This is a genomic window from Nocardia sp. CC227C, assembly GCF_030767025.1.
GTDB lineage: Bacteria > Actinomycetota > Actinomycetes > Mycobacteriales > Mycobacteriaceae > Nocardia.
The window spans coordinates 1-26,538 of sequence record NZ_JASITE010000011.1; the positions used below are offsets into that span (position 1 = coordinate 1).

A 26,538-nucleotide genomic window follows, 5' to 3' on the forward strand; every position below is an offset into this window, starting at 1 on the left:
AGGGCTCCAACGGCACCCTCATGGTGGCGGTGGACCTCACCGACGTGCCGCAGGACCAGCGCGAGGCCGCGGTCACCGACCTGCGGGAGCGGCTGGCGGGCTACGAGGGCATGGACTACCTGACCGCCACCATGCCGAGCGAGAACGGCAACGCGGCGCTGTTCACCGGCGTCCCCGACGCCGGACCGAACGACCAGACCACCAAGGACCTGGTCGAGCACGCCCGCGACGCCGAGTCCGAGTTCAAGGACAAGTACGGCATGGAGTACGGCATCACCGGCACCACCGCCATCTACGCGGATGTGTCGGCGGCACTGCTGAAGGCGGTCGTGCCGTACCTGTCGCTGGTGGCCGGGGCCGCGTTCCTGCTGCTGGTACTGGTGTTCCGGTCCATCCTGGTGCCGCTGACCGCCGCGCTCGGCTTCCTGCTGTCCATGGCGGCCACCTTCGGCGCGACCGTGCTGATCTTCCAGGAGGGCGCGTTCGGGCTGTTCGAGGGCCATCCGCTGGTCAGCTTCCTGCCGATCATGCTGATCGGCCTGGTATTCGGCCTGGCCATGGACTACCAGGTATTCCTGGTGACCCGCATGCGCGAGGAGTACGTGCACGGCAAGTCCTCCAGGAACGCCATGATCAGCGGCTACCACCACGGCGCCCGCGTCGTGACCTCGGCGGCGGTCATCATGATCTCCGTCTTCGGCGCGTTCATGCTCCAGGAGAACGTGGTGGCCAAGTCCATGGGCTTCGCCCTGGCGGCGGGCGTCTTCTTCGACGCCTTCATCGTCCGCATGATCGTGATCCCGGCGCTGCTGGTCCTCATGGGCCCCTACGCCTGGTGGATACCGAAGTGGCTGGACCGCATCCTCCCCGATATCGACGTGGAGGGCGCGAAGCTCACCGCCATGCGGGAGAACAAGTCGCGGAACGACGCGGTCGCGCTGGAGAAGGACCCGGCGGGCGTCTGACGCCGCTCATCGACGAGACTCGCCCCTCATCCATCGGATGGGGGGCGAGTTGTTTTCGGGGACACCGCATTCGGTCATCCGCGGTCGGCGGCGGCCAGCGTCCACGCCCGATGACATTCCAGGGCCGCGAGGATCGCGAACAACGCGGACAGCCCGGCCGCGGTCAGGCGCAGGTACTGACCTAGCTGGAATTCCGTTGCCGCCACCGACAGCAGGAACTGGCCGCTGACCAGGGCTACCAGCGAGGCGGCGAGCCACTTGCGGGCGAGCCGATAGCGCACCGAGACCGCGGCGGCGATGAGCGCGGGTCCGCTGGGCGCGCTCGGTGCGCGCGACCGATCGCAATTGGTCGTGCTCTGCTCGCGAAGGAACCGTCCACACTCGCGGCGGTCACCCTCGAGGACAATGCCGCCGCCGTGCGGACCGTGGTCGAGCGGGTGCGCGAGCACGGGCCGGTCGTACTGGTCGGCGCCAGCCTCGGCGGCACCAGCGTGAGCGTGGTCGCCAACCAGGTACCGGATCTGCTCGACCGGATCGTGTACATCTCCGCATGGGCCTGCACCAGCTTGCGCAACCCCATCGAGTACATGTCCGAGCCCGAGTTCGCCGGGAGCCTGCTGCCCGAGCTCGGCGACCTGAACATCGGCGACGTGCAGGAACTCGGAGTGGGGCGAGCGAACTACCGGGGCGCGGGCCGGGACCAGCTCCGGCGCCTGCACGCCGCCCTGATGGCGGACCGCAGCGAGCAGGAATTCCTCGCCTTCCTCAACGCCCTGCAACCCGACGAGTCCCTGGCCGCGATGACCGGCGACACCCGGCAACCGGTTCGAGGTCGACACCCTCGACACCAGCCACGCCGGATTCGCGTACCACCCGGAGACGGTGGCGCGGCTGCTCATCCGCTGACAGCAAAAAGCCCCTCACCTGCGCGAGCAGGTGAGGGGCGGAAGCGGTGGCGGAGGGATTTGAACCCTCGGAGGGGGGTTACCCCTCACACGCTTTCGAGGCGTGCTCCTTAGGCCGCTCGGACACGCCACCGCTGGTGACTTTACCGGACGACCCCGCGGAAACCGAAATCGCCTACTCAGGGGCGCTGGGCGTGGAAGAAGGTGTCCAGTAGTGCGGCGCAATCGGATTCGAGGACGCCGCCGCGGACCTCGGGACGATGATTGAGACGTCGGTCACGTACGACGTCCCACAGCGAGCCGACCGCACCGGTTTTGGGTTCCCAGGCACCGAAGACCAGGCGGCCGATGCGGGCGAGGGTGAGCGCGCCCGCGCACATGGTGCAGGGCTCCAGGGTCACCGCGAGGGTGCAGCCTTCCAGCCGCCAGCCGTCGCCGTGCACGGCGGCGGCCCGGCGCAGGGCCAGCACCTCGGCATGCGCGGTGGGGTCGCCGAGGGCCTCGCGGGCATTGGCGGCGCGCGCCAGCTCACGACCCGAGGCGTCGAAGACCACCGCACCCACCGGAACGTCACGCGGATCGGCCGCCGCCGCGGCCGCGATCGCCGCGCGGATGAGCGACTCGTCGGCCCGCCCGGCGGCACCGCGAGATCCGGCCGCGCTCATTTCAGCGGGGCAGCTTGTCCAGGACCGCCGAGAACTCGCCCGCGAAACCGAGGCGCTGGGCGATCATGCCGAGCTGCTCGTCGGGGTAGAGGTCGGTTTCGGCGAGGATGACGCTCAGCACCGGTTCCGGCAGTCCGAGGTCGGCCAGGACACCGAGGTCGCCCTCCTCCCACGGCTCGATATCGTCGAGTTCGTCCGGATCGATATCCGGGATCTCGACATTCAGCGCCTCCAACACCTCGGCGGCGATGTCGTAGTCGATGGCGGCGGTGGCGTCCGACAGCAGCAGGCGGCTGCCGGTCGGTGCTGGACGCAGGACGATGAAGAATTCGTCGTCTACGTCGAGCAGGCCGAATACCGCGCCGGAACTGCGCAACTCGCGCAATTCTCGCTCGGCCTCGGCCAGACTGGAGAGCGCCGCCTGAGTCAACGGCGTGACCTTCCAGGTGGCCTCTTCGCGGACAACCGCCACTGCGAACCCTTCCACGTCGTCGTATTCGTCCGACGTCGCCCTATTCGTGCTCGAGCGCTGTGCTGCCATGGGCGCAACGGTAGTCCGCTTCGGGGGAAATGTTGAAGTCGTATGCGAATCTGGTGCCATGACGGGCGATCGGAAACCAGCTGTCTGTGTCCTCGGGACGGGATTGATCGGCGGTTCGGTGCTGCGTGCCGCCGTCGCCGCGGGGTACGAAGCGTGGGGATTCAACCGGTCGGAGCCGGGTGTGCGAGCCGCGCGCGCCGACGGCTTCGACGTGAGCGCCGACATCGGGGCCGTACTGGGCCGGGCCGCGGACCGCGACGCGCTGATCGTGATCGGCGTGCCGCAGCCCGCCCTCGACACCGTGCTCTCGGACGTGCGCAGCTTCGCGCCCGCGTGTCCGCTCACCGATGTGACCAGTGTGAAGAAGCCCGTGCTCGACGCCGTGCACCGGCACGAACTGGGCGCACGCTTCGTCGGCGGGCACCCCATGGCCGGGACCAGTGAATCCGGCTGGGCCGCATCCTCTCCCGACCTGTTCAAGGGGGCGGCCTGGGCGATCAGCGTCGATCCGGGCGTGCACGCCGACCCATGGACCCGGGTGGCGCGGCTGGCCCTGGACTGCGGGTCCGTGGTCGTGCCGGTGCTCTCGGCCGAACACGACAGCGCCGTCGCCCGCATCTCGCACTTGCCGCACGTGCTGGCCGAAGCCCTCGCCATCCAGGGCGCGGGCGGCGGCGCGCTGGCGCTCGGGCTGGCCGCCGGTTCTTTCCGCGACGGCACCCGGGTGGCCGCCACCGCGCCCGCACTGGTCCGCGCCATCTGCGAGCCCAATGCCGACGCGCTGCTCGAGGTGCTCGACGACACCCTGCGGGTGCTCACCGCCGCCCGGGACAGCCTGCGCGACACCGACTCCCTCGCCCAGCTCACCGAGGCCGGACACGATGCGCGCAACGACTACGACACCTTCCGGCGGTGGGCGATCGAGGGCATCCGCCCCGGCGACCACGACTGGCTGGCGAAGCTGGCCGAGGCCGGACGCCGCGGCGGCGTCATCGAACACCTCGCCTAGATCCGCTCGGCCAGCCCCGGATAGTCGAGCAGGAAACCGTCGGCGTCGACGGTGACCGTGGCGCTGGAGACCGGTGACAGCACGTGGATGCCGTCCGGACCCGAGCTGTATGTGACGCTCGCCTCCTGCACCAGCAGGTCCGGCAGGCGTACGTAGACCACCGGAACCTGAATGTCCTCGGAGGTGTGCGCCAGGCCGTAGCGGCGAATCGGCAGCGTATTGAAGAACGGGCTCAGCACCATGTCGACATCGAGCGCGCCGCCGAAGGTGGAGCGCACGTGCGTGGCGCCCGCGTCGATGAGCCAGTAGTTCTCCTCGTCGCGGGCGATGGAGGCGTGCCGCTCCCCCGCCGCGACGGTGCTGCGCAGGGACAGGCGCTTGGTCACCCCGTTCTCGTCGGTGACCAGGTCGTAGGAGGCGCTGAACGCCTCGCTCTCCGCGGTCGCACCGGCGATGATGCGGCCCGCCGCGCGAATCCGGTTGCCGTTCAGCACCACCCGTACCGACTCCATCCGCGACCCGTTGTGCGCCCGCCAGGTGAGGATCGCGGGCCACCGGGCGCCCCCGGCCCGGATTTCCTCGCCGTTGCTGTCCGTCGTCACGCATCTACCGTACGTCCACGCCCCGTTCGCCCGGCGAACACACGGCAGCCCCCAGCGAGTTCGCACGGCGTGTCCGGGTTGCACCGCCGTGCGCGGCCACCGGACTCGGCAGCAGCCGTTCCCGTGGCGGGTGACAGCTGTCCCCCCGCGCGACATGCGCGACAGGCCGTGCGGCGTGACGGAATTCCGTCGGCGTGTTGTCGAGCGCGGTGGCCGTGCCGGTCGCAGGGCAGGGTGTGGATCACCGCCGGTTCGCCGCCACTCGAGTAACGTTCTGACGGCAGATCGGGACCGGGGTGAAAGGACAGCTGTGGCGCGGATGGTGGGCCTGTTCGCCGGTATCGGCGGACTCGAGCTCGGGCTCGCCGCGCACGGTTGGCGCAGTGAACTGCTGTGCGAAATCGACCAGGGCGCGCAGGCGGTGCTGAGCGCGCACTTCCCGGATGTGCCCGTGCACTCCGATGTGACCCGGCTGCGCGCCCTGCCCGCCGGAACCGAGCTGGTGGCCGCCGGATTCCCCTGCCAGGACCTGTCACAGGCCGGGCGCACCGCCGGAATCACCGGCTCCCGTTCGGGTTTGGTGGACGAGGTGTTCCGGCTGGTGCGGCGCAAACGCGGGCCGCGCTGGCTGCTCATCGAGAACGTGCCGTTCATGCTGCAACTGGGCGGCGGGGCGGCCATGCGGCACATCACCACCGCGCTGGAGGAGCTCGGCTACCTGTGGGCGTACCGGGTGGTGGACGCGCGGGCGTTCGGGCTGCCGCAGCGGCGCGAACGGGTGCTGATGCTGGCCTCCCGCACCGAGGATCCGCGGCCGGTGCTGTTCGGGACCGATGCCGGTGAGCGGGTGGTCGGCTCCGCCGATCACGATCCGTGCGGCTTCTACTGGACCGAGGGCACGCGCGGGCTGGGCTGGGCCGTCAATGCGGTGCCGACCTTGAAAGGCGGTTCCGCACTGGGTATCGCGAGCCCGCCCGCGGTGCGGCTGCCCTCCGGCGAGATCGTCACCCCGGGCATCACCGATGCCGAACGTCTCCAGGGTTTCGACCGCGACTGGACCGCCCCCGCGCTGTCGGTGCCCACCGTGCGCAAGGGCCACCGCTGGAAGCTGGTCGGCAATGCCGTGGCGGTGCGGATGGCGTCGTGGGTCGGCGAATGCCTGTCCGCCCCCGCCGCCGACGCCATCCCCGGCGAACCCCTGCCGACCGGCCGGCGCTGGCCCACCGCCGCCTGGGGCCACGCGGGCAGCGTGTACCGGGTACCGGTCTCCACCTGGCCCGTGCACGCCCCCTACGAGGACCTCCGCTGGTTCCTCGACGACTCCAGCCTGCTGTCGGCCCGCGCCACCGCCGGTTTCCTCCGCCGCACCCGCATGGGCTCGCTGCGCTTCCCGCCCGGCTTCATCGCCGACGTCGAAAACCACCTCGACCGCATGGGCGGCCGCCCCAGCGAAGCGGCGTAGCGCCGAGGGGGAATCGGTGGCGGCGTTCGCTCGGGCGATGCCGCCACAGGTTCCCCCTCGCGGCGCTCGCCCTCTGGCGGGAGGATGGGGGTCGATGCGGGAGGTGGGATGAGCGAGGGGTCGCGAGCGGCGGGGCGGCCGCGGACGGACGCCGCGACGAGTGCGCGGATGGCGCGACAGCGGCGGGCCGGTACCGCGCCGGAGATCGCGCTGCGGCGGGAACTGCATCGGCGCGGGGCGCGGTTCTTCGTGGACCGGGCACCGATGCGGGGGTTGCGGCGACGGGCCGACATCGTCTTCCCGCGCCGCAAGGTGGCGGTGTACGTGGACGGCTGCTTCTGGCACAGCTGCCCCGAACACGCGACGTTTCCCAAGAACAATGCCGAATGGTGGGCCGAGAAGTTGGCGGGGAATGTGGCGCGCGACCGCGACACCGACGCCCGGCTGCGAGCGGCGGGGTGGACGGTCGTTCGGGTGTGGGAGCACGAGCGGGTCGAGACTGCGGCGGAGACGGTGTGTAAGGCGTTGGGGCGCACGGGGTGAGGGGGCGCACGGGACGTGGCGGCTAGCGCGGCACCGGCGGCGCAGGCGGGTCGGGCGGCTCGGCGAACGGGGGAGCTCAACGGGCGGAAACGGTCCATCACCCGCACGGTGGCGTCGTCCACCGCGACGGTCGCGTGTTCACGAAGCCGGTCGAGCGCGGTGACCGGCTGAATCGGGCGGTGGTCGACGCACTCGTGCCGGGCCGCAACCCTGGGCCGCGCTCGATGCCCGGAGGCGAGGACTTACTCGGGTATGCCGTTGTGGGACGACGGGGCGGGCGGCGACGGGGTGTACATACGGCCCGCGCGGCGCGGCGGGTATGGCGGGTGGATGGGCGAGAATGTCGGATACCGGCCGAACGGTCCGGTCTGGGGTGCGTGATGCCGAGCCGCCCGCACGGTGGCGGTTCGCGTGCGAAGGGCGGTGCTGCGGCGGAAGCGAGTGGCGATGACGCCTCCCGAGAATGAGCGGGGCGAGAACGCGGGCGGCACGGGCGCGGGCGCGGGCGGCACGAACTCGGGCGCGGGCGGCACGAACTCGGGCGCGGGCGGCACGAGCTCGGGCGGCACAGGCGCGGGCGCGGGCGGCACGGGCGGCACGAACGTAGGCACGGGCACGGGCGCGAGCGCGAGCGCGGGTGAGCGTGGCTCGGGCGGGCGCGAGTATCCGCCGGAGTCGCGCTTTCGGCGGATGCTGCGGTGGGGGCTCGCGGTGCTCATCGTGTTGGCGGGGGCCAGCTATTCGTCGTGGGTGCTGGAGTTCGTCCTGCCGGTGGGGATCGATCCGTTCACCTCGTTCCTCAGCCAGCTCGCCGAGCGCGGGGCGCCGTTTCGCGGCGTCTTCACCACGGCGGACACTCTGACCGGGGCCATGCTGGTGGTCGCCGCGGGCGGCGGGCTGCTGCTGTTCCCGCGGCGCGGGTACACCACCGTCGGCTGGGTCGCCCTGGGCTGTTTCGGGGCGGCCACCATAGCCGATGCGCTGGCGCCGCTGGATCCGGCGGCCGAGGTGCCCGCCGGGGAGAGTCCGCTGTTTCCACAGCTGCATCAGGTGCATGCGCTGACCAGCACGCTGGCGGTGTTCTCGATCTTCATCGCCATGCTGGCGTTCGCGGTGGCGGCGTTCCGGTACCGGCGGTGGCCGATCGTGCGGCATGCGGGGCTGTGGGTTCTGGTCATCGGGTCGGTGGCCACGGCGTGGCTGCTCATCGCGGACAATCTGCCGGGCGATCACGGGCTCGGGATCGCACAGCGCGTGCAGGTGGGGGCGATGTCGCTGTGGCTGATGGCGCTGGGCGCGCAGGTAGCGGCGGCGAACCGGCACGCCACCCCGCCCGTGGGTATGGTCGGATGATGTGACCAGCGACGCACCGGAATTCACCGCGATCCCCACGCAGCTCGACACTGTCGCCACCGCGACCGAACGCCTGCTCACCACCGTCGCCGACCTGCGCGACGCCGATCTGGTGGAACCCTCGCTCCTGCCCGGCTGGACCCGCGGCCATGTGCTGGCCCATCTGTCCCGCAATGCGGACAGTCTGGTCAACCTGCTGCTGTGGGCCCGCACCGGCATCGAGACCCCGCAGTACGCGAGCGCGTACCTGCGCGACGCCGATATCGAGGCCGGTGCGCCGCGCCCGCTCCGCGAGCAGCTCGACGATCTGCGGGCCGCCTCCGACCGCTGGCTGGACCTGGCCCGGGTGCTGCCCGAGGACCGCTGGGCCACCTCGGTCCGCAACCGCCAGGGCACCGAGATCCCGGCCACCCGCATCGTGTGGATGCGTCTGCTCGAGGTGGAGATCCACCATGTGGATCTGGCGGTGGCCTACTCCCCCGCCGACTGGCCCGCCTCGTTCACCACCCGCCTGCTCGCCGAGGCGCTCGCCGACCGCGCCCGCACCGCGGATCCCGACGCCCCCGGATTCACCGTCACCGCAACGGATACCGGTTACACCGCCACCATCGGCTCCGCCGCCGTCACCGAGATCACCGGCACGGCAACGGCTCTCGCCACCTGGCTGATCGGCCGCTCCGACGGCTCGGACCTGAAGGGCGACCTGCCCGATCTGACCGCCTGGAAGTGAACCCCGTTGTCCCGCACCGCCTCAGGCGTGGGACAACCGGTCAGCACTCGGGATCGAAGGCCGCGCCTGACGAGTCCCGCACCCGCGCGGGCGGGGTCAGTCCAGGAAGCGGGCGATGGTGTCGGCGTGGGTGGCGAAGGCCAGGAACTGGTCGTTCTCGTGCGGATCACCGGCGGTGACGCGGACGCCGTCGGTGCCGTAGGGGCGGACGAGGACGCCCGCCGCGGCGCTGGCATCACCGTATTCGACGCTGCGGTCACCGAGCGGGAGCCAGAGGAAGTTGGCGTGACTGTCGGCCACCCGGTAGCCCGCGGCTGCCAGGGCGGTGCGCATGCGCTCGCGTTCGGCGATCACGGCGTCGGTGCGCTCCAGGAGTTCGTGGCGGGCGTCCAGCGAGGCGATGGCGGCGGCCTGGGCGAGCCGGTTGACGCTGAACGGGACGCGCACCTTCATCAGGGCGGTGATCACGGCCGGATCGCCCACGGCGTAGCCGACGCGCAGGCCCGCGAGCCCGTAAGCCTTGGAGAAGGTGCGCAGCACAAGCACATTCGGGCGGGTGCGGCCGAGTTCGACGCCGTCGGGATGCTGATCGGCGGGGAAGCGCAGGTATTCGTAGTACGCCTCGTCCAAGACCACCAGCACGGTGTCCGGGATGGTGTCGAGGAAGCGTTCGATGGCGGCGCTGCCGTGCGCGGTCCCGGTCGGATTGTTGGGGTTGCACACGAACACCGCCCGCGTATTCGGGGTGACGGCGGCGGCGAGAGCGTCGAGATCGTGCGCGAAGTCGTGATCCAGCGGCACCTGGACGGCGCGCGCCCCGGCGATGCGGGTGACGATCGGGTACGCCTCGAAGGACCGCCACGCGAACACCACCTCGTCGGTGTGCTCACCGCAGGTGATCTGGATGATCTCCTGGCACAGCGCCACGCTGCCGCAGCCGACCGCGACGTTCTCGATGCCGACCCCGTGGAATTCGGCGACGGCGGTGCGCAGTTCGGTGGCGGTGATATCCGGGTACCGGTTGACCTGTTCGGCGGCCTCGGCGATGGCCTTGGCGACCGACGGCAGCGGCGGGAAGGTGGTCTCGTTGCTGGCCAGTTTCACCACACCGGGCAGGCTGCGGCCCGCGACGTACGCGGGGATGGCGTCGAGGTCCGGACGAATGTGCGCGCTCACGCCTCCACCCTATGTCGGCCCAGGATTTATCCGGAACTTTACCTACCTTCACTACCCTGGCTTTATGTCGGGCGTTTACCGAGATCTGGCCCCTGTGCACGACGCCACCAGGGTCCCCGTCACCGTGATCGAACCGGATGGTCACGCGCGGGGCGGCATCGTGGTGCTGCACGAATCACGTGAGTTCACCGATCCATTGCTGGACATGATGCGGTCGCTGGCCGACGAGGGCTGGACGGTGCTGGCCCCGGACCTGTTCCATCGCACCAATGGCGCGCAGGCCGACAAGGTCTTCGGCGACGACCTGTTCGCCGACTTCGACGCCTGCTTCGACTGGCTGATCGGGCACGGCGTCTTCCGCGACTGCGTCGGCGTACTCGGCTTCGACTCCGCCGGCACCGCGGCCCTGCTGGTGGCGACCAGTCGGCCGATCGGCGCGGCCGTGAGCATCGCCGCCCCCGGCATCGACAGCCCGCTGACGCCGCAGGCCGACGCCCTCGTCCACGCCGCACCGAAACTGAAGGCCCCCTGGCTCGGTCTCTACGGCGAGGACGACCCCGTCACCCCGCCCGAGCACGTGGAACAACTGCGCGACGCCGCCGCCCGCGCCGCCGTCGCCACCCTGGTGGTCAGCTACCCCGGCCTGCACCACCGCCCCGACCACCCCGGCTTCGACCGCGACGCCTTCGACGACGCCGCGGTCGTCGACGCCCAGACCCGCATCTTCGACTGGTTCGACAGCCACCTCCGCTGACCCGCGGTTCATTCGCCTGACCAGCCGTTTTGCGTCTTGGTCGGCTGCTGTGTAACCTTTGTCCCCGGCGGTTCGAAAGGACCGGCGGCCTCGCAAGAAGGCGTCCAGGAGGCGTGCCAGAGCGGCCGAATGGGACTCACTGCTAATGAGTTGTCCCTTCACGGGGACCGGAGGTTCAAATCCTCTCGCCTCCGCCAAGCCCGGTTCGCCGGGCGCCCACAAATGAATAGTCCTGCGCCCGTAGCTCAACGGATAGAGCATCTGACTACGGATCAGAAGGTTGGGAGTTCGAGTCTCTCCGGGCGCGCAGTGAAAGACCCCCGCTGCCAATGGCTGTGGGGGTTTTCGTGTTTCCGGGTGATGGTTCGGGCGGCTCGAACGAGGGTCGGTGCGCTCCCCTCCGGGGCACCGACCCCCGGCGCGCGGGCTCGATCGAGCTCCGGATAGAGCCTGGTTTCCGGGGGCGGTGGTGTCAACGTGCCGGAGTCGCAGTACGGGTGCGACTTCATGCCGGGGCGTTGTGAGTTGGGCTACAGGAGAGTGGAAGTTCGATGTCCAGAGGGCGGTTGGCCGAGTTCGTGCGGACCCGGCGGAAGGCGCTGGGGATGACGCAGGCGCAGCTGGCGCGGACGACCGGGTGGTCGAAGTCCTCGATCGAGAAGGTCGAGGCCGGGCGGCTGGTACCGAGTCTGGAGTTCGTGGGGGCGCTGTTCGACGCGCTCGCCATCGCCTACCTCTATCGCGAGCGGATCATCGCCGCCCTGTATCCGGGGACGCTCACCCGCATCCTGGGGCCGTCACCGAGTCGGCCGGATGCCGATGCCATCGCCGACCTGGAGGATCTGCCGTATCCGGCCGCCTACCTCACTCTTCCCGAGGGCGATGTCCTCGGCGCCAATTCCGCATGGGCCGAGACCTTTCCAGGGGCGGAGCCCACAGCGAATCTGCTCACCTGGCTGTTCACCGAACCGCTGGCGAGTGAGGTGCTGCCGACCTGGGAGCAGCTGGCGCACGGCTTCGCCTACGGGCTGCGCGTCATGGGGCCGATCTCGGTGCCGGAGACCGCGATCACCGAGCTCGTCGACCGCTGCAGCGCACATCCGGACTTCGAACGCATGTGGACAACCGAGCCACCCGATCCGGTGACGGCACGCCCCGAACTGCCCGTCGCGTCGCCCGCCACCGGAGAGATCCGGACACTGCGCATCAAGATCGACAAACCGCACTTCCCGTTCAGCTCATGGGTCACCTACCGGCTCGTGCCGGTGCGCGACGGCACGCGCTGACCACGGCGGTCAACCGAGGCCGAGGCCCTTGGCGAGGGTGGGCCAGGCGCGCGGGAGTTCGTCGCGCCAGTACGGCCAGGAGTGGGTGCCGGTGGGGCGGAGGTTGGCGGTGATGGGGATGCCGAGTTGGCTGAGGCGGTCGATGAGTTGGAGGGTGCAGGCGTAGGCGCCGGCTTCCAGGGGGCCGCCGAAGAGGATGGAGTCGGGGTATTCCTCGGTGCCGGGGAGGTCGTGCGGGCCGGGGAGGCCGATGCCGGCGGAGAGGTAGATGCCGGTGCCGCGCAGGGCTTCCGCGTGGGCGTAGACGTCGTGGGCGGCCCACTGGGGGTCGTCCTCCGCGCCGAACATGTTGGCGGTGTCGCCGCCGTCGGTGGTGACGACGGCCTGTGCCTGGGCGCGGCCGTAGTCGGAGCTGACCGCGTAGCAGCCGCTGTGGGCGGCAATGGCGGAGAAGTGGCCGGGGCTGCGCACGGCCAGCATCATGGCGGCCTCCGCGCCCATGGAGACGCCCTGGACGGCGTGGCGGCCGGTGCCGTCGAAGTGGGCGTCGATCAGGGGCGGCAGTTCGCGGATGAGGAAGGTTTCCCACCGGTTGACGCCGAGATGCGGATCGGGGCGCTTCCAGTCGGTGTAGTAGCTGGACGCGCCGCCGAGGGTGAAGACCACGTTCACCGGCTTGTCGGCGAAGAACTCGAGCGCGCCGCCCCGGGCGGTCCAGTTGTTCACGTCCTCGGCGGCGCTGCGGCCGTCGAGCATGTAGAGGGTGGGGCGGGGTCGGCTCCGGTCGGCGGGCAGCAGCACCTGGACGGAGACGACGCGCCCCATGGCCGGGGAGCGGACGAAGACCGTGTGGAAGCGGTCGTCGATGTGCTCCACCCGTTCGATGGCGGGCGCGGCGACGGAGACCTCCGGGACGGTCGAATTGCCTTCCGCCGAACCGGAATCCGCGGGCGGACGGGCGACGGCCGGAGACGCCGCACCGAGTATCAGTGTGGCGCAGACGATCGCGCCGACGAGACGACACCACTGGTGGCGGGGCACGTTCGCCAGTTTGCCAGAGGAATCCTGGAGCAAGCATGACGCGACCCAGATCGTGTCGTGAGTCCGCACACAACCCGACCGATTGGCACACGGGATTACGGCGGTCCGCTTGTGGCACGAATCCGGAAGCGGCTGAGGGGCTTTCGCTGAGAACACGCGACAGCCGGGAAAGCGAGAGGTCCGGACAGCCGACCGACCGGCGGTCGTCACCAGTTTCGAGAACTGGTTTCGACCTGCCCGGACCTGGCGGAAGCGGAGGGATTTGAACCCCCGGTCGCTCTCACGACGCTCGCTTTCAAGGCGAGTGCATTCGGCCGCTCTGCCACGCTTCCAGGGCTCCGATATTAGCAGTGCTGTGTTCGACTGCCCTCCGCTGCGCTGCGGGCTGGCTTCGCGGCGCTGGAGGTCTCGGTTCTTCCCTCCCTCCGCTCCCCCGCTTCGCTCCTCCGCTCCGGTCGGTCCAGAACCGAGACGCGCCGCGAAGCCCTGAGCGTTGATCTGAGAGGCGGGCGGGGGCGGCCCGATCGGCGGGGTTACGGGGGTGGTCGGTTGTCGAGGGCGCGGCCGATGAGGGTGAACGCGGCGGCTACGGCTTCCAGTTGTTGGGGGGTGAGGAGGTCGATGAAGTCGCGGTGGACGGCGTCGACGTGGCCGGGGGCGGCGGCGCGGAGGCGGCGCATGCCCTCCTCGGTGAGGTGGGCGCGGACGCCGCGGCCGTCCTCCTCGGCGGAGGTGCGGCGCACCATGCGCTGGGCTTCCATGCGGCGGATCTGGTGGGTGAGACGACTGCGGGAGGAGAGCACGCCGTCGGCCAGGTCGCTCATGCGCATGGCGCGGCCGGGCGCCTCGGACAGTTTCACCAGGATGCGGTAATCGGCCAGGGACAGTCGGCTGTCGGCCAGCAACTGCCGGTTGAGTTCGGCCATGAGCCGCTGCGAGCCCTCCATGTAGGCCCGCCAGGCGCGCTGTTGCGCCGGGGTGAGCCACCTCGGTTCGGCCACGCGACCCCCGGAACCGTCGACCACCGGCTCATTGTATTCCGGCGCTCCGGCCGGTCTCGGTGCTGCCGAGCGCATGGTCTCAGCGGAAGGAGGAGATCATGGTGCGGGACAGGTCGCCGACCGACGTGCAGCCCGAAAGCCCCATGGCCGCATCGAAATCCGCGAGCAGGCAGCGCAGCGCGTGGCGGACGCCGTCGGCTCCCGCGATCCCCAGGCCGTACGCCCACGGCCGACCGTGCAGCACGGCCTTCGCGCCCAGCGCCAGCGCGACCATGACATCGGAGCCGGTGCGGATTCCGGAGTCGAAGAGCACATCGGCCCGGTCGCCGACGGTGGCGACAATGGTCGGCAGCGCGTCCAGCGCCGCGACCGCGCCGTCCACCTGGCGGCCGCCGTGATTGCTGACGATCACGCCGTCGGCTCCGGCGTCCACGCACTGGCGGGCGTCGTCGGGGTGCAGCACGCCCTTCACCGCGATCGGCAGTTCGGTCCATTCGCGCAGGTGGCCGATGTCGGCGGGCCGCAGGGCGTGATTGCCGAAGAGTCCGGCCCAGGTGAGGATGGCATTGCGCATGGCCTCCTCGCCCTCCTCGGGCGCGGCGGCGAGCCGGGCCCGGAAGACCGGATCGGACAGGTAGTTGGCGATGCCCTTGCCGTGCAGGAACGGCAGATGCCCGTGCTCGAGGTCGCGCGGCCGCCACCCGAGCGAGGGGGTGTCGACGGTGACCACGATGGCCTTGGCTCCGGCCTTCTCGGCGCGTTCGACGAAGGAGCGGGCCAGCTCGGGGTCGTTCGGCCAGTACAGCTGGTACCACCAGTCGCCCGCCCGCTCGCCCACCTCCTCGATGGTGGAGGAGGCGGCGGTGGACAGCACCATGCCGATGCCGAGCTCCCGGGTCACGTCGGCGACCACGGTCTCACCTCGTTCGTGCAGCAGTCCGAGCACGCCGATCGGCGCGGTCAGCACCGGTGCGGCGAAGCGGGTGCCGAGCACCTCCACCGACAGGTCGCGGACACCGGGACCGGTGGCCCCGCGCAGCATGCGCGGCAGCAGCCGGTACTTGTCGAAGGCGGCGAGATTGGCCGCGGCGGTGCGTTCCGCCGCGGCGCTGCCCGCCACATAGGCGAAGGCCGCGGGGTCGAGAACCTCCCGGGCGCGTGCTTCCAGTCCGGCCGCGGACATCGGTAGTGCGGGGACGGTACCGCCGAGGCCTTGAAAGTAGATCTCGAACTGGAAGTCGACGAAACTGCTCATTCACGAGACGCTAGTGGTTTGGCACACACCATGCGTCGACGTCGGAGAACCTTGCGGAAATTCGGTTCTCCGGCCGCAGGATCAACGGCGGCGCACCCGCACCAGGGCGCGCGACGAGGTACCGGCCAGCGGGGCGGACACGGCCATCATGAGCAGCATCCCGAACATGGCCAGCGTCACGACGAATCCCACCATGGGAACTCCTTTCTCGAGCTGCGGCTCCCAGCCTGCCGGTGGAAGCTGACAGAATGCTGTGCGCCGCCCGAGCGCTGTATGGGAATCCGTTGGCGTCGTAGGCTCGCTGGTATGTACGCGGTGACTCTGGACGAATTCGGCGGCCCCGAGGTCATGCGGTGGGCGGAGGTTCCAGACCCGCCCGCGCCGGGGCCGGGCGAGGTGGCGATCGAGGTGGTGGCGGCCGGGGTCAACCGCGCGGATCTGCTCCAGCGGCAGGGGTTCTACCCGCCGCCGCCGGGAGCCAGCGAGATCATCGGGCTGGAGTGCTCCGGGGTGGTCGCGGAAGTCGGTGCGGGAGTGCGGGATCCGCGCCCCGGCGACCGGGTGTGCGCACTGCTCTCCGGTGGCGGCTACGCCGAACGCGTGGTGGTGCCCGCGACACAGGTGTTGCCGGTGCCGGAGGAGATGGATCTGGCCGCGGCGGCGGCGCTGCCGGAGGTCGCGGCCACGGTGTGGTCGAATCTGGTGATGCGGGCCGGGCTGCACGCCGGACAGTTGCTGCTGATTCACGGCGGCGGCAGCGGCATCGGGACCCATGCCATCCAGGTGGCGGTGAGCCGCGGGGCGCGCGTGGCGGTGACCGCCGGTTCGCGATTGAAACTGGACGCCTGCGCGGAATTGGGTGCGAGCATTCTGATCAATTACCGGGAGCAGGATTTCGTCGAGGCGCTGCGAGCGGAGGGCGCCGGCGCGGACATCATTCTCGATGTGATGGGCGCGTCCTATCTGTCCCGCAATATCGACGCTCTGGCCGAGGACGGGCAGCTGGTCGTCATCGGCATGCAGGGCGGGGTGAAAGCCGAACTGAACCTGGGTGCACTGCTGGGCAAGCGCGGCACCGTTCACGCCACCAACCTGCGCCGCCGCCCCGCCACCGGGCGCGGCTCCAAGGCCGAGATCATCGCCGAACTGCGGCGGCACCTCTGGCCCCTGGTCGCCGCGGGCACCGTGACGCCGGTCGTGCACGCCGAACTGCCGGTGACCGAGGCCGGCGAGGCCCACCGACTATTGGACTCCGACAAAACGGTCGGCAAGGTCATCCTCGCCATCGGCGAGGGTCACCGCGGCTGAGGTGTAATCGCCGCGGCCGGACATGCCGCCGCTAGGTGTCGAGCGCCGCGAGCGCGCGACCTAGCTGGTCGATCTCGAATCTGGTGGTGTACGGGGCCAGGCCGATGGTGACCGCGCCGCCCTCGTCGTTCACGCCGAGGGCGTCGAGCAGGCGGCTGCCGCCGTGTGATCCGCTCAGGGTGCCGATGCGGGCGTCGGCCAGCTTGGCCGAGACCTTCTCGGCCTGCATGCCCGCGATGGTGAACGACACCGTGGGAATGCGGGTGGAGGCGCGGCCGATGACGGTGAGGTTGGGGACGGTGTCCAGGGTTTCCATGAGGTGCTCGAAGAGCTGGTCGTGGTAGTCCTGCAGGGAGGTGATCGACATCTCCAGGCGTTCGCGGCGGGTGCCGGTGGCGCGCTCGTCCAGGCTGGCCAGGTAGTCGATGGAGGTCGTCAGCCCGGCGAGCAGGGCGTACTGGTGGCCGCCGACCTCCAGCCGTTCCGCGCCCTTGGCGTAGGGGTTGAGCGACATGGAGGGGATGCGGTCCAGGAAGGCCGGGTCGCGGAACACCAGCGCGCCGATCTGCGGGCCGCCCCAGGCCGGGGCGCTCAGCGCGACGACGTCGGCATTCAGTTCGTCGATGTCGATGAGCGCGTACGGGGCCGCGCCGAAGCAGTCGGCCACCAGCAGGCCGCCCACCTCGTGCACCCGGTCCGCCGCCACCCGCACCGCCGGGGCCGAGCCCACGATCGGTGACGCCGCGGTCAGAGCGACCAGGCGGGCGGTGGGTCCGATCAGTTCCTCGAACTGCCACGCGGGCATCTCACAGGTCTCGATCTCCACTTCCGCCCAGCGCACGTGCGCGCCGTACCGATTGGCGATCCGCAGCCACGGCGCGACATTGGCCTCGTCGTCCAGACGCGACAGCACGATCCCGGTGCCCAGCCCCAGCCGGGAACTCAGCGACTCGGCCAGCCAGGCCAGCAGCACCGCCCGGTCCGGGCCGAGCACCACGCCCGCCGGATCGCCGCCCACCAGGTCCGCGACGGCCTCGCGGGCGGCCTCCAGGATGGCGGCGCTGCGCTTGGCCGCGCCGTGCCGGTTGGTGTGCGAGAAGGCGGAGGTCCGGAAACCTGTTGATACGGCCCGCGATACCGAATCCGGGACCAGCATGCCGGCTTGCGGGTCGAAATGGATCCAGCCGTCGCCCAGGGACGGTATGAGGCCCCGCACCCTTGCGACGTCGTAAGTCATGCAGGCCACTCTAAAGGCAGTTGCCAGACCGGCGTAACCGTGTTGCTGTGTTCGACTCCCGTCGGCGGGTGCCTTAGCGCGTTCGACCGGGAGACGGCAGGATAGGGATTATGACGCAATCGGACGGGACACCGGATTCCATTGTCGTGATTGGTCCCGAGGGCCGACCGTTGATCATTCCGGCGAGCGCGCAATCGGGTTCGACCGGCGACGAAGCGCTCACCGGCGATGTGATGGGCGACGACAAACCAGACGAATCCGACGAAAAAGAAGAGTCGCTCGCGGATATGGTCGAGCAGCCGGCGAAGGTCATGCGCATCGGCACCATGATCAAACAGCTACTCGAGGAGGTCCGCCACGCGCCGTTGGACGACGCCAGCCGCACCCGCCTGGCCGAGATCCACCGCACCTCCATCCAGGAGCTCGAGCAGGGCCTCGCCCCGGAGCTGCGCGACGAGTTGGAACGCCTCGCCCTCCCCTTCAGCGACGAGACGGTCCCCTCGGACGCCGAGCTCCGCATCGCCCAGGCCCAACTGGTCGGCTGGCTGGAAGGCCTGTTCCACGGCATCCAAACCGCCCTCTTCGCCCAGCAGATGGCCGCCCGAGCCCAACTCGAGCAAATGCGCCAACTCCCCCCGGGCACCCACACCGCCGACCCCCGCCACCCCGGCGGCGGCGTCACCGGCGGCAGCGGGCAGTACCTCTGACCGAAGATCTCTGACCGAAGATCTCTGACCGAAGCACATCGCAGGTTGGGAGCGCCAGCGCTCCCAACCCAGAATCCAGAAACACCCCCCGACCGCCGAACGCAACAACCGATCTCGCAAGATGCGGGTAACTCCCCGGGTACGCCCACAATGGATCCGGCTCGCAACGCAGGCACGGATGCACATCCCCCAACGGCTGACAGCCGTCCGCTGAAGATTCGGGGAGGCGGTACAGTCGGGTGCTGTGCCAGCTGCTGCTCCCACCGACTCGGCGACGCTCGAGGCGCCCGCCGCCGACTCCCCGGTGCCGCTAGTGTCGGACTCCCAGTCGTTCCGCCGTGCATTCAAGGACTTCCGCGGGGGCTTCTCCCAGCGCGAATTGTGGCTGTCGCTGGGTTGGCAGGACATCAAGCAGCGCTACCGCAGATCGGTGCTGGGGCCGTTCTGGATCACCATCGCCACCGGCCTGCAGGCGGCGGCCATGGGCATTCTCTACTCCACCCTGCTGGATCAGCCGCTGCGCGAGTATCTGCCCTATGTGACGGTCGGCCTCATCGTGTGGGGTGTGATCTCGGCCAGCATCCTCGAGGGCTCGGATGTGTTCATCGCCAACGAGGGACTGATCAAGCAGCTGCCCTCGGCGTTGAGCGTGCACGTGTACCGCCTGGTGTGGCGGCAGTTCCTGTTCTTCATCCACAACGCCGGCATCTACATCCTGATGCTGGTGTTGTTCGGCGTGTGGCGGAATCTGGAATGGACCGTCCTGCTGGCGATTCCGGGGATCGTGATGCTGTTCCTGAACGCCATGTGGGTGACCATCTTCTTCGGCATCTTCAGCACCCGCTATCGCGATATCGCGCCGATCCTCGGCAGCACCACGCTCATGCTGTTCGTGCTCACCCCGGTCATGTGGACCACCAAGGCGCTGCACGATCAGGGTGGCGCGGTGAGCGAGCGCGCGAAACTGGTCGAGTTGGTGCCGACGTATCACTACCTGGAGATCGTGCGCGCCCCGCTGCTGGGCGACCCGATCTATCTGCGCAGCTGGATCGTGGTGGCGGCCATCACCGTCCTCGGCTGGGCGGCGGCGATACTGGCTATGAAGCAATTCCGTTCCCGCGTCCCGTACTGGGTGTGAAGGCCGATGATGACAGCATCGAGTAGTGATTCCATGAGCGGCGGCCGGGGCTCGGATGAGCCGGAGCAGGTGAGCATCGAGACCCGGAACGCGTGGGTGGAGTTCCCGATCTTCGACGCCAAGTCGCGGTCGCTGAAGAAGGCGTTCCTGGGCAAGGCGGGCGGCGCGATCGGGCGCAACCAGTCCGATGTGGTGGTCGTGGAGGCGCTGCGCGACATCTCGCTCTCCTTGAAGGAGGGCGACAAGGTCGGCCTGGTCGGCCACAACGGCGCGGGCAAATCGACGCTGCTGCGGCTGCTTTCGGGCATCTACGAACCGAGTCGCGGCAGTGCGCGCATTCGCGGCCGCGTCGCGCCGGTCTTCGATCTCGGCGTGGGCATGGATCCGGAGATCTCCGGGTACGACAACATCATCATTCGCGGCCTGTTCCTCGGGCAGACCCGCAAGCAGATGCTCGCCAAGATCGACGAGATCGCCGAATTCACCGAGCTGGGTGACTATTTGGAGATGCCGCTGCGCACCTACTCCACCGGTATGCGGGTGCGCTTGGCGATGGGTGTGGTCACCTCCATCGACCCGGAAATCCTGCTGCTGGACGAGGGTATCGGCGCGGTCGACGCGGAATTCATGAAGAAGGCGCGGGTGCGCCTCCAAGAACTCGTTTCACGTTCGGGCATCCTGGTATTCGCCAGTCATTCGAACGAATTTCTTGCCCAGTTGTGCGATTCGGCATTGTGGATCGACCACGGGCATGTTCGGATGCACGGCGGAATCGAAGAAGTGGTGCGCGCCTACGAGGGCGACGAAGCCGGGGATCATGTGGCGCATGTGCTGCGTGAGCTGCAACGCGAGCGTGAGATGGAGCGAAATTCCGCATGACCGATCAGCATTCGCCGATCTACGACGGTGCCAGGATCATCGCGGTGGTGGTCACCCACAAACGCCGCGAGCTGCTCGCCGAATCCTTGAAGGTGCTGAGCGCGCAGACCCGTCCCATCGATCACCTGATCGTGGTGGACAACGGCAACGAACCCGAGGTCGGCGAGCTGGTGCGGGAGCAGCCCATCGAGACCACCTACCTGGGCTCGGAACACAATCTGGGCGGTGCGGGCGGTTTCGCGCTCGGCATTCTGCATGCGCTCACCATGGGCGCGGACTGGGTGTGGCTGGCCGACGACGACGGGCGGCCCGAGGGTCCGGAGGTGCTCGAGACGCTGTTCGACTGCGCCGAGCGCCACAATCTGGTCGAGGTGTCGCCGGTGGTGGCCGATATCGACGAGCCGGATCGGCTGGCGTTCCCGCTGCGCCGCGGCCTGGTGTGGCGGCGGCTGCGCTCCGAGCTCGGTGACGAGGACTTCCTGCCGGGCATCGCCTCGCTGTTCAACGGCGCGCTGGTCTCCGCGGAGGCCGTGGATGTGATCGGCGTGCCGGATCTGCGGTTGTTCGTGCGTGGCGACGAGGTGGAGGTGCATCGGCGGCTGGTGCGCTCGGGCCTGCCGTTCGGCACCTGCTTGCAGACCGCCTATCTGCACCCCAACGGGTCGGCGGAGTTCAAGCCGATTCTCGGCGGGCGCATGCACACCCAGTATCCGGACGATCCGGTGAAGCGGTTCTTCACCTACCGCAATCGCGGCTATCTGATGTCGCAGCCGGGTATGCGCAAGCTGCTGCCGCAGGAGGTGGCGCGGTTCGGGTGGTTCTTCCTGATTCAGCAGAAGGATCCGGCCGGGCTCATGGAGTGGCTGCGGTTGCAGCGGCTGGGCCGCCGCGAACAGTTCCACAAGCCGACACCGGAGAAATAGCGGGGCACGCTGAGCGGTACGCCCGGGGCCGCTGTCGGCCTGCGGGTTCTCTCCGCTGGCACCACTATGCACCTAGTTGCATATAGTCCGACGGTGGCTTAGTGTCCGATTCGGCAGGTTTTCACCCCGTTCGCGTGCCGACGCGCGGATGATCGGAAGCGGGGCGAAGGCAGACGAACAGGAGTGGTACCCATGACGGACGCTGCGAAGCCGCTGGCCGGCAAGACCATGATCATGTCGGGTGGCAGCCGCGGGATCGGGCTGGAGATCGCCCGGCGGGCGGCGGCGGACGGGGCGAACATCACGCTCATCGCCAAGACCGATACGCCGCACCCGAAGCTGCCGGGCACCATCCACACCGCGGCGGCGGAGCTGGAGCACGCGGGCGGGCAGGTACTCAAGTTCGTGGGCGACGTGCGCGACGACGAGGCGGTGGCCGAGGCGGTCCAGCTCACCACGCAGCGCTTCGGCGGCATCGACATGGTGGTCAACAATGCCTCGGCCATCGACCTGTCGCCCACCGAGGTGCTGCCCATGAAGAAGTACGACCTCATGCAGGACATCAACTGCCGGGGCAGTTTCCTGCTCTCCAAACTGTGCATCCCGGCGCTGAAGGATTCCGCCGAGGCGGGCCGCGACCCGCACATCCTCACCCTGTCCCCACCGCTCAACCTGGACCCGAAGTGGGCGGGCGGCTCGCTCGGCTACACCATCGCCAAGTACGGCATGTCGCTCACCACGCTGGGTTTGGCCGAGGAGCTGCGCAAATACGGCATCGGGGTGAACTCGCTGTGGCCGCGCACCACCATCGCCACCGCGGCGGTGAAGAATCTGCTCGGCGGGGAACAGATGATCGCCACCTCCCGCACCCCGGACATCTACGCCGACGCGGCCTATCTGGTACTCACCTCACCCGCCAAGGACACCACCGGCAATTTCTTCATCGACGACGAGGTGCTGGCGGCACACGGGATCACGGATCTGGACAAGTACCGCGTGGTGCCGGGCGACGGGCCGTTGACCACCGATCTGTTCCTGTGAACGACATCGCTCGGGTGTCATGACTCGGCGGCCGCGGCCGCGGTGCGACGCAGCAGTCGTCGCACGACGAAGGCGTGTGCGCCGGTCCCGACGACCAGGGCGCGGTAGATCTTTCCGATGACGCCGTGGAATTCGGCCCGGCTCTCGGCGGTGAGCCGGGTGCGGTGCGTGTCCACCGCCTCCAGCCGCCAGGTGATGCCGTAGCGGGTGATCCGATTCGCGCCGGTGAGCGTCAAACGCCGGGGCGGGTCGGCCTCGTCGAGCACGAATCCGTGCGGCAGTGTGCTGAGATCGTCGGGGTCGCCACCGCTCGAGCGCAGCAGGGCCGCCCATGTTCGCGCACGATCGGCGGCGACTATCCTGGAATGCTGATCAATATAGGGCAAGCGCTCCATATAAAAGGACTGTACTAGTTCATGGCACCTCCCCGGAAGCACGACACCGACGTGATCCTCGACGCAGCTCGCGCGCTCGTGCTGCGTGACGGCCCGCGCGCGGCCTCGGTGGCCGCCATCGCCGAGGCCAGCGGCGCGCCCGTGGGCACCCTCTACCACCGCTTCGGCAATAGAAACGGGGTTCTCACCGCCGCGTGGATCCGCGCGCTGGAGCGCTTCCAGACCCGGGTGCTCGAAGCCGCCGACGTGGACGATCCGATCGAAGCGGCGGTCGCCATGTGCGCCGCCTCCGTCGCCTTCGGCCGCGAGTCCCTCGACGATGCCCGCCTGCTACTCGAAGTGCGACCCAGCGACCTGCTCGACGGCGCTCCCGACACCGCGTTCGGCGACCGCCTCGACACCATGAACGAACCGCTCATCGAGCACCTGCACCGCATCGCCCACGGCATCTACGGCAGCGACGGCCCCCGCGAACTCGACGCGGTGGCCCGCGCCATCGTCGACCTGCCCTACGCCGCCATTCGCAGGCACGCCCACGCCGACGGCCTGCCCGACTGGCTCGAAACCGATCTGCCGTCGGCCACCCGCGCATTGCTCACCGCCGCGCGTTGAGCGTGACGGTGGCCCGGGGAAGGGCTAACGGCAGTGTGCACAACGACCGGCGAAACCGGTGACCGTCTCCGCGGAATCGGCGGTCGTCCGCGAAATGCGGTTGAAGGTTCGCGGCGGGCGTGGCAGATTCGAAGAGTCGAAGCGTCGCCGGACCGCTGTGGGGGCGGTCCCGCGAAAAACGAAGCGGCCGTGCCTGTTCGGGCACGGCCGCTTTGCTTTCGGCACTGCCGGGAATCGGAGCCGCGTCACTCGCCGTCGATGCCGTAGAGGCGCTCCCAGTTCCGGCGGCTGGTGAGTTCCGGCATGGCGGCGCGGTAACGGCGCTGCATGTCGGGCAGTTCACGACGAAGCTGCCGCAGCACCCGGATGGCGCGCAGCAACAGGCGACGGGCGGTGGCCTTGTCCCGCTTGCGGATTCGCACGCCGGACTGCGAGGCGTCGGTGACCACCACGTGGTCGAACAGCGAGATGTGCCACCAGTGCGCGTCCTCGCGGGTGACGCCGACCAGTCCGGGCTGGGTGCGGCCGGTCCACTGGGTGATGGCGCGCTTGAACAGGATCAGCAGGGGACGGCTCGGTTCACCGCCAGCGCGGCGGATACCGATGTGCGCGTTGGGAACCGGGGCGGTGGCGGCCGAATGCTTGATGGTCTCCGGGTAGTCGGCGCGCGAGGAGCGGGCCGCGGCGAGCGCGGCCTGGCCGCCGTCGTGCAGCGCCTCCGGCCCCTTCAGGTAGTCCTCGATGCCCTGCAGGGTGGTGTGGGCCAAGCCGTACTGCATGCCGACCAGGTACTCGCCGATCTCGCGGAGCAGTTGCCGGGTAACAGCTTTGGGATCCAGGTCGGCGTGCAGCGAGGAGACGATGAGGGAGTTGCGCGAGGAGAAGTAGCGCGCCCAGTCGTCGAAGTCCTTCCAGTAGAAGTCCGCGTGCCAGACGGCGGCGCCCGGCAGGGTGACGGTGACGAAGCCGTGCTCGCGGGCGCGCAGGCCGTATTCGACGTCGTCCCACTGGAAGAAGATCGGCACCGGCAGGCCGATGCGCGCCACCACCTCGGCCGGGATGAGGCAGGTCCACCAGGCGTTGTACCCGGCATCCACGCGGCGCTCCTGATGCTTCTTGAGCATGCTGGTGTTGCGCAGCGCCTTCGACACCTTCTGGCCGTGGCGCAGCTTGCCGAGATCGGTCTCCTCGGCACCGACGTTCAGGTAGTCGGGGTTGTAGAGGAACAGCATCTGCGCGCCGACCAGCGTGGGTTCCACGGTCACATTCGCGAAGGCGTTGAGCCGCAGCACCGTTTCGGGCTCGCACAGGATGTCGTCGTCCATGAGGATGACGTCGGCGTGCTCGTTGGCGGCCGACACCTCGTAGAGGCCGCGCGTGAAGCCGCCCGCCCCACCGAGATTCGGCTGCCGGATGTAGCGCAGCTTGTCGCCGAGCCTGGGCTGGGTCTGCTGGAACAGCGGACGGTCCTGCACCAGGTCGGTGCCCTGGTCGACGACGTAGACGGCGTCGATGGCATCGAGCACGGTCGGATCCGAGGCCAGCGCCGCCACCGTGTGCGCGCAGTCCTCGGCCCGGTTGAAGGTGCAGATGGCGACGGCGACCGGGCGCACCCGCTCGGGCGCGGGCGCGGTCCACTGCAGGTCGCTGATCAGCACCTCACCGCCGACGGCGTCGATCTCCAGCCAGATGGCACCGCCGTCGACATACATGTCCAGGGCGGCGCGCAGCGCGACGCGGCCGCTCTCGCGGGTCTCCGTGGTGGCGATCACGCGGCGGTGCCCGGCGATATCGGAGGCGGCCAGGCGGACCAGCGTCTTGCCCGTCACCTCCAGGGTGAGGGCGGCCTCGACCTCGGTGACCGTGGTCCAGCGCTGCCAGTAGCTGGCGGCGAAGCGGCCGAAGTAGGTGTTGGTGTGCGCGCTCGCGCCCTTGGGCAGCCGCAGCGTGAATCGTTCCCGGGTCGCCTTGCCGCCCTTGACCACCGCGTACAGATCGTCGTTGATGCGCGGCGCGGGCCCGGTGAAGACGCCGCGCGCCAACACGAGCCGCTCCGGCGCGGCGTGATCGGCCCGCAGGGCCTGCGGCGCGGCCGCGGTCTCCCGATCGCTGATCTCGGTCACGGCCTGCCCACCCGACTGGTCCACCATGAATCCCTTATCCCTCGATTTAGCACAGAAACCGGCTCAACCATGACGTGGACGCAGTTCCACGAACGCGCTCGGCGGGGCGAGAATATCAATGCGTCCGCCGCCGAGCACCGTGAACCCGCGCTAGCCGTCATTGTCACGCGGGCCGGTGAATACGAACTTCCCGTACGCCCAGAATCGGAACCCCATGGCCACCGCCTGGCCCACCAGAGTTCCGGAGACGTTGTCCGCCAACGGACTGTCGAGTCCGAGCACGTAGCGGGAGAATCCCAAACAGCTCAGTTGCAGCCCGATGGCCATCACATTGAGCAGGGCGTAGATGAGGATGTGGCGAGTGCCGGTCTCGCCCCGATGATCGGAATAGGTCCACCATTTGTTGCCGAAATAGGTGACTACCGTGGCGACGCCGATGGCGATGATCTTGGCGGGCAGCGGGGCGTGGAACAGCGGACCCTCGCCGCCCCAGAACACGAGAACGTTGTAGGTGCCAGCGTCGACCAGGAATCCGATGGCGCCGACCACCAGGAAGGCCCCGCCTTTGCGCAGGAACGCGCGCGCCTTGCCGGTTATGGACGCACCCCGATCCGGCTCGGTGACCGTGGGCTCACTCGTGGACACCGGGCCGACGGTACCGCAGAACCGGAGATCCGCGATCCGTCGCGGACCCGACGCACGCCGCCGGCCGGACCGGGCCGACGACATCGCCGGTGGTCCCGGTGCGCATGCCGCCGACGGCGAGTCGGGATCGACACGCGGCGCATGCGGGTTCGGGGTGCGGGTATATCCGGGGGATGAGAGGGTGACGAGGTGTGTCGAGGGTCGCAGCCTGTACCCTCCCGATGTCGTTATCCCTTCCGATC

Annotated in this window: 27 protein-coding genes and 4 tRNA genes; 17 read left to right on the forward strand and 14 right to left on the reverse strand. The window is 69.4% G+C overall.

Going from position 1 to position 26,538, the window contains the following annotated elements; all coding sequences use genetic code 11:
- A partial coding sequence (locus QMO76_RS22025; RefSeq protein ID WP_306363224.1) for an MMPL family transporter occupies positions 1-965 on the forward strand: 965 nt, incomplete at its 5' end.
- A gap of 74 nt (positions 966-1,039) precedes the next feature.
- On the opposite strand, the gene QMO76_RS22030 is transcribed toward QMO76_RS22025, so the two are convergent.
- The 4 genes from QMO76_RS22030 to QMO76_RS22045 all read right to left on the reverse strand — a co-directional run bounded on the left by QMO76_RS22030 (position 1,040) and on the right by QMO76_RS22045 (position 3,076).
- Positions 1,040-1,864: a hypothetical protein gene (locus QMO76_RS22030; protein WP_306363225.1), complete on the reverse strand. Its 825-nt coding sequence runs from the start codon at positions 1,862-1,864 to the stop codon at positions 1,040-1,042.
- Between the two features lie 51 nt (positions 1,865-1,915).
- A tRNA-Ser gene (locus QMO76_RS22035) sits at positions 1,916-2,003 on the reverse strand.
- A gap of 46 nt (positions 2,004-2,049) precedes the next feature.
- On the reverse strand, positions 2,050-2,535 hold the full coding sequence (locus tag QMO76_RS22040; protein ID WP_306363226.1) for a nucleoside deaminase: 486 nt from the start codon (positions 2,533-2,535) through the stop codon (positions 2,050-2,052).
- A gap of 1 nt (position 2,536) precedes the next feature.
- Positions 2,537-3,076, reverse strand: a complete 540-nt coding sequence (locus QMO76_RS22045) for a tRNA adenosine deaminase-associated protein (protein WP_306363227.1) — start codon at positions 3,074-3,076, stop codon at positions 2,537-2,539.
- Between the two features lie 58 nt (positions 3,077-3,134).
- Here QMO76_RS22045 and QMO76_RS22050 point away from each other — a divergent pair, with 58 nt between their 5' ends.
- Positions 3,135-4,085, forward strand: a complete 951-nt coding sequence (locus QMO76_RS22050; protein WP_306363228.1) for a prephenate dehydrogenase — start codon at positions 3,135-3,137, stop codon at positions 4,083-4,085.
- Here QMO76_RS22050 and QMO76_RS22055 read toward each other — a convergent pair.
- On the reverse strand, positions 4,082-4,687 hold the full coding sequence (locus QMO76_RS22055; RefSeq protein WP_306363229.1) for a putative glycolipid-binding domain-containing protein: 606 nt from the start codon (positions 4,685-4,687) through the stop codon (positions 4,082-4,084). The genes QMO76_RS22050 and QMO76_RS22055 overlap by 4 nt on opposite strands.
- Before the next feature lie 319 nt (positions 4,688-5,006).
- Here QMO76_RS22055 and QMO76_RS22060 point away from each other — a divergent pair, with 319 nt between their 5' ends.
- The 4 genes from QMO76_RS22060 to QMO76_RS22075 all read left to right on the forward strand — a co-directional run bounded on the left by QMO76_RS22060 (position 5,007) and on the right by QMO76_RS22075 (position 8,775).
- Positions 5,007-6,149 (forward strand): DNA cytosine methyltransferase, encoded by a 1,143-nt coding sequence (locus QMO76_RS22060; RefSeq protein WP_306363435.1) that lies wholly within the window; start codon positions 5,007-5,009, stop codon positions 6,147-6,149.
- A 108-nt stretch (positions 6,150-6,257) separates the two neighbouring features.
- Complete coding sequence (locus tag QMO76_RS22065) at positions 6,258-6,692, forward strand: very short patch repair endonuclease (RefSeq protein WP_306363230.1); 435 nt, start codon at positions 6,258-6,260, stop codon at positions 6,690-6,692.
- Positions 6,693-7,139: 447 nt separating this feature from the next.
- A complete protein-coding gene (locus QMO76_RS22070) occupies positions 7,140-8,045 on the forward strand; it encodes a DUF998 domain-containing protein (protein ID WP_306363231.1) in 906 nt (301 codons plus the stop codon).
- A 1-nt stretch (position 8,046) separates the two neighbouring features.
- Positions 8,047-8,775, forward strand: coding sequence for a maleylpyruvate isomerase family mycothiol-dependent enzyme (locus tag QMO76_RS22075; RefSeq protein WP_306363232.1), 729 nt, complete (start codon positions 8,047-8,049; stop codon positions 8,773-8,775).
- A gap of 96 nt (positions 8,776-8,871) precedes the next feature.
- Here the strand turns inward: QMO76_RS22075 and hisC are convergent, their stop codons facing one another.
- The gene (gene hisC / locus QMO76_RS22080) at positions 8,872-9,951 is read right to left on the reverse strand and encodes a histidinol-phosphate transaminase (RefSeq protein WP_306363233.1); all 1,080 of its coding nucleotides are present in this window, start codon (positions 9,949-9,951) and stop codon (positions 8,872-8,874) included.
- Between the two features lie 64 nt (positions 9,952-10,015).
- Between hisC and QMO76_RS22085 the strand changes: the two genes are divergently transcribed.
- The 4 genes from QMO76_RS22085 to QMO76_RS22100 all read left to right on the forward strand — a co-directional run bounded on the left by QMO76_RS22085 (position 10,016) and on the right by QMO76_RS22100 (position 11,991).
- Positions 10,016-10,705 (forward strand): dienelactone hydrolase family protein, encoded by a 690-nt coding sequence (locus QMO76_RS22085; RefSeq protein WP_306363234.1) that lies wholly within the window; start codon positions 10,016-10,018, stop codon positions 10,703-10,705.
- Positions 10,706-10,812: 107 nt separating this feature from the next.
- Positions 10,813-10,902: transfer RNA gene (locus QMO76_RS22090), tRNA-Ser, on the forward strand.
- 37 nt (positions 10,903-10,939) lie between these two features.
- Positions 10,940-11,012 (forward strand) — tRNA-Arg (locus QMO76_RS22095).
- A 244-nt stretch (positions 11,013-11,256) separates the two neighbouring features.
- A complete protein-coding gene (locus QMO76_RS22100; protein WP_306363235.1) occupies positions 11,257-11,991 on the forward strand; it encodes a helix-turn-helix domain-containing protein in 735 nt (244 codons plus the stop codon).
- A 9-nt stretch (positions 11,992-12,000) separates the two neighbouring features.
- Here QMO76_RS22100 and QMO76_RS22105 read toward each other — a convergent pair whose 3' ends face one another.
- The 4 genes from QMO76_RS22105 to QMO76_RS22120 all read right to left on the reverse strand — a co-directional run bounded on the left by QMO76_RS22105 (position 12,001) and on the right by QMO76_RS22120 (position 15,288).
- Positions 12,001-13,032, reverse strand: a complete 1,032-nt coding sequence (locus QMO76_RS22105) for an alpha/beta hydrolase family protein (protein WP_306363236.1) — start codon at positions 13,030-13,032, stop codon at positions 12,001-12,003.
- 244 nt (positions 13,033-13,276) lie between these two features.
- A tRNA-Ser gene (locus QMO76_RS22110) sits at positions 13,277-13,364 on the reverse strand.
- Positions 13,365-13,565: 201 nt separating this feature from the next.
- On the reverse strand, positions 13,566-13,979 hold the full coding sequence (locus QMO76_RS22115) for a MarR family winged helix-turn-helix transcriptional regulator (protein WP_306363436.1): 414 nt from the start codon (positions 13,977-13,979) through the stop codon (positions 13,566-13,568).
- Between the two features lie 133 nt (positions 13,980-14,112).
- The gene (locus QMO76_RS22120) at positions 14,113-15,288 is read right to left on the reverse strand and encodes an alpha-hydroxy-acid oxidizing protein (protein WP_306363237.1); all 1,176 of its coding nucleotides are present in this window, start codon (positions 15,286-15,288) and stop codon (positions 14,113-14,115) included.
- 306 nt (positions 15,289-15,594) lie between these two features.
- Between QMO76_RS22120 and QMO76_RS22125 the strand changes: the two genes are divergently transcribed.
- Positions 15,595-16,596, forward strand: a complete 1,002-nt coding sequence (locus tag QMO76_RS22125) for an NAD(P)H-quinone oxidoreductase (protein WP_306363238.1) — start codon at positions 15,595-15,597, stop codon at positions 16,594-16,596.
- A 31-nt stretch (positions 16,597-16,627) separates the two neighbouring features.
- On the opposite strand, the gene QMO76_RS22130 is transcribed toward QMO76_RS22125, so the two are convergent.
- Positions 16,628-17,833 carry a cysteine desulfurase-like protein gene (locus tag QMO76_RS22130; protein WP_306363239.1) on the reverse strand — a complete coding sequence of 402 codons (1,206 nt, stop codon included), beginning with the start codon at positions 17,831-17,833 and terminating at the stop codon, positions 16,628-16,630.
- Between the two features lie 110 nt (positions 17,834-17,943).
- On the opposite strand from QMO76_RS22130, the gene QMO76_RS22135 reads away from it, so the two are divergent.
- The 5 genes from QMO76_RS22135 to QMO76_RS22155 all read left to right on the forward strand — a co-directional run bounded on the left by QMO76_RS22135 (position 17,944) and on the right by QMO76_RS22155 (position 22,521).
- On the forward strand, positions 17,944-18,540 hold the full coding sequence (locus QMO76_RS22135) for a bacterial proteasome activator family protein (RefSeq protein ID WP_306363240.1): 597 nt from the start codon (positions 17,944-17,946) through the stop codon (positions 18,538-18,540).
- A 304-nt stretch (positions 18,541-18,844) separates the two neighbouring features.
- The gene (locus QMO76_RS22140; protein WP_372342051.1) at positions 18,845-19,678 is read left to right on the forward strand and encodes an ABC transporter permease; all 834 of its coding nucleotides are present in this window, start codon (positions 18,845-18,847) and stop codon (positions 19,676-19,678) included.
- Between the two features lie 33 nt (positions 19,679-19,711).
- Positions 19,712-20,557: an ABC transporter ATP-binding protein gene (locus QMO76_RS22145; protein ID WP_306363242.1), complete on the forward strand. Its 846-nt coding sequence runs from the start codon at positions 19,712-19,714 to the stop codon at positions 20,555-20,557.
- Positions 20,554-21,480, forward strand: a complete 927-nt coding sequence (locus QMO76_RS22150; protein ID WP_306363243.1) for a glycosyltransferase — start codon at positions 20,554-20,556, stop codon at positions 21,478-21,480. Before QMO76_RS22145 ends, QMO76_RS22150 begins: the two co-directional genes overlap by 4 nt.
- A 192-nt stretch (positions 21,481-21,672) precedes the next feature.
- Entirely contained in the window at positions 21,673-22,521 is an 849-nt protein-coding gene (locus QMO76_RS22155) for an NAD(P)-dependent oxidoreductase (protein ID WP_306363244.1), read from the forward strand.
- 17 nt (positions 22,522-22,538) lie between these two features.
- On the opposite strand, the gene QMO76_RS22160 is transcribed toward QMO76_RS22155, so the two are convergent.
- Positions 22,539-22,916, reverse strand: a complete 378-nt coding sequence (locus tag QMO76_RS22160) for a hypothetical protein (RefSeq protein WP_306363245.1) — start codon at positions 22,914-22,916, stop codon at positions 22,539-22,541.
- Between the two features lie 21 nt (positions 22,917-22,937).
- Between QMO76_RS22160 and QMO76_RS22165 the strand changes: the two genes are divergently transcribed.
- Positions 22,938-23,528, forward strand: a complete 591-nt coding sequence (locus QMO76_RS22165) for a TetR/AcrR family transcriptional regulator (RefSeq protein WP_306363246.1) — start codon at positions 22,938-22,940, stop codon at positions 23,526-23,528.
- A gap of 245 nt (positions 23,529-23,773) precedes the next feature.
- Here QMO76_RS22165 and QMO76_RS22170 read toward each other — a convergent pair whose 3' ends face one another.
- Both QMO76_RS22170 and QMO76_RS22175 read right to left on the reverse strand, forming a co-directional pair.
- Entirely contained in the window at positions 23,774-25,678 is a 1,905-nt protein-coding gene (locus QMO76_RS22170; protein WP_306363247.1) for a glycosyltransferase, read from the reverse strand.
- Between the two features lie 123 nt (positions 25,679-25,801).
- Complete coding sequence (locus QMO76_RS22175; RefSeq protein WP_306363248.1) at positions 25,802-26,296, reverse strand: GtrA family protein; 495 nt, start codon at positions 26,294-26,296, stop codon at positions 25,802-25,804.
- Between the last annotated feature and the right edge of the window lie 242 nt (positions 26,297-26,538).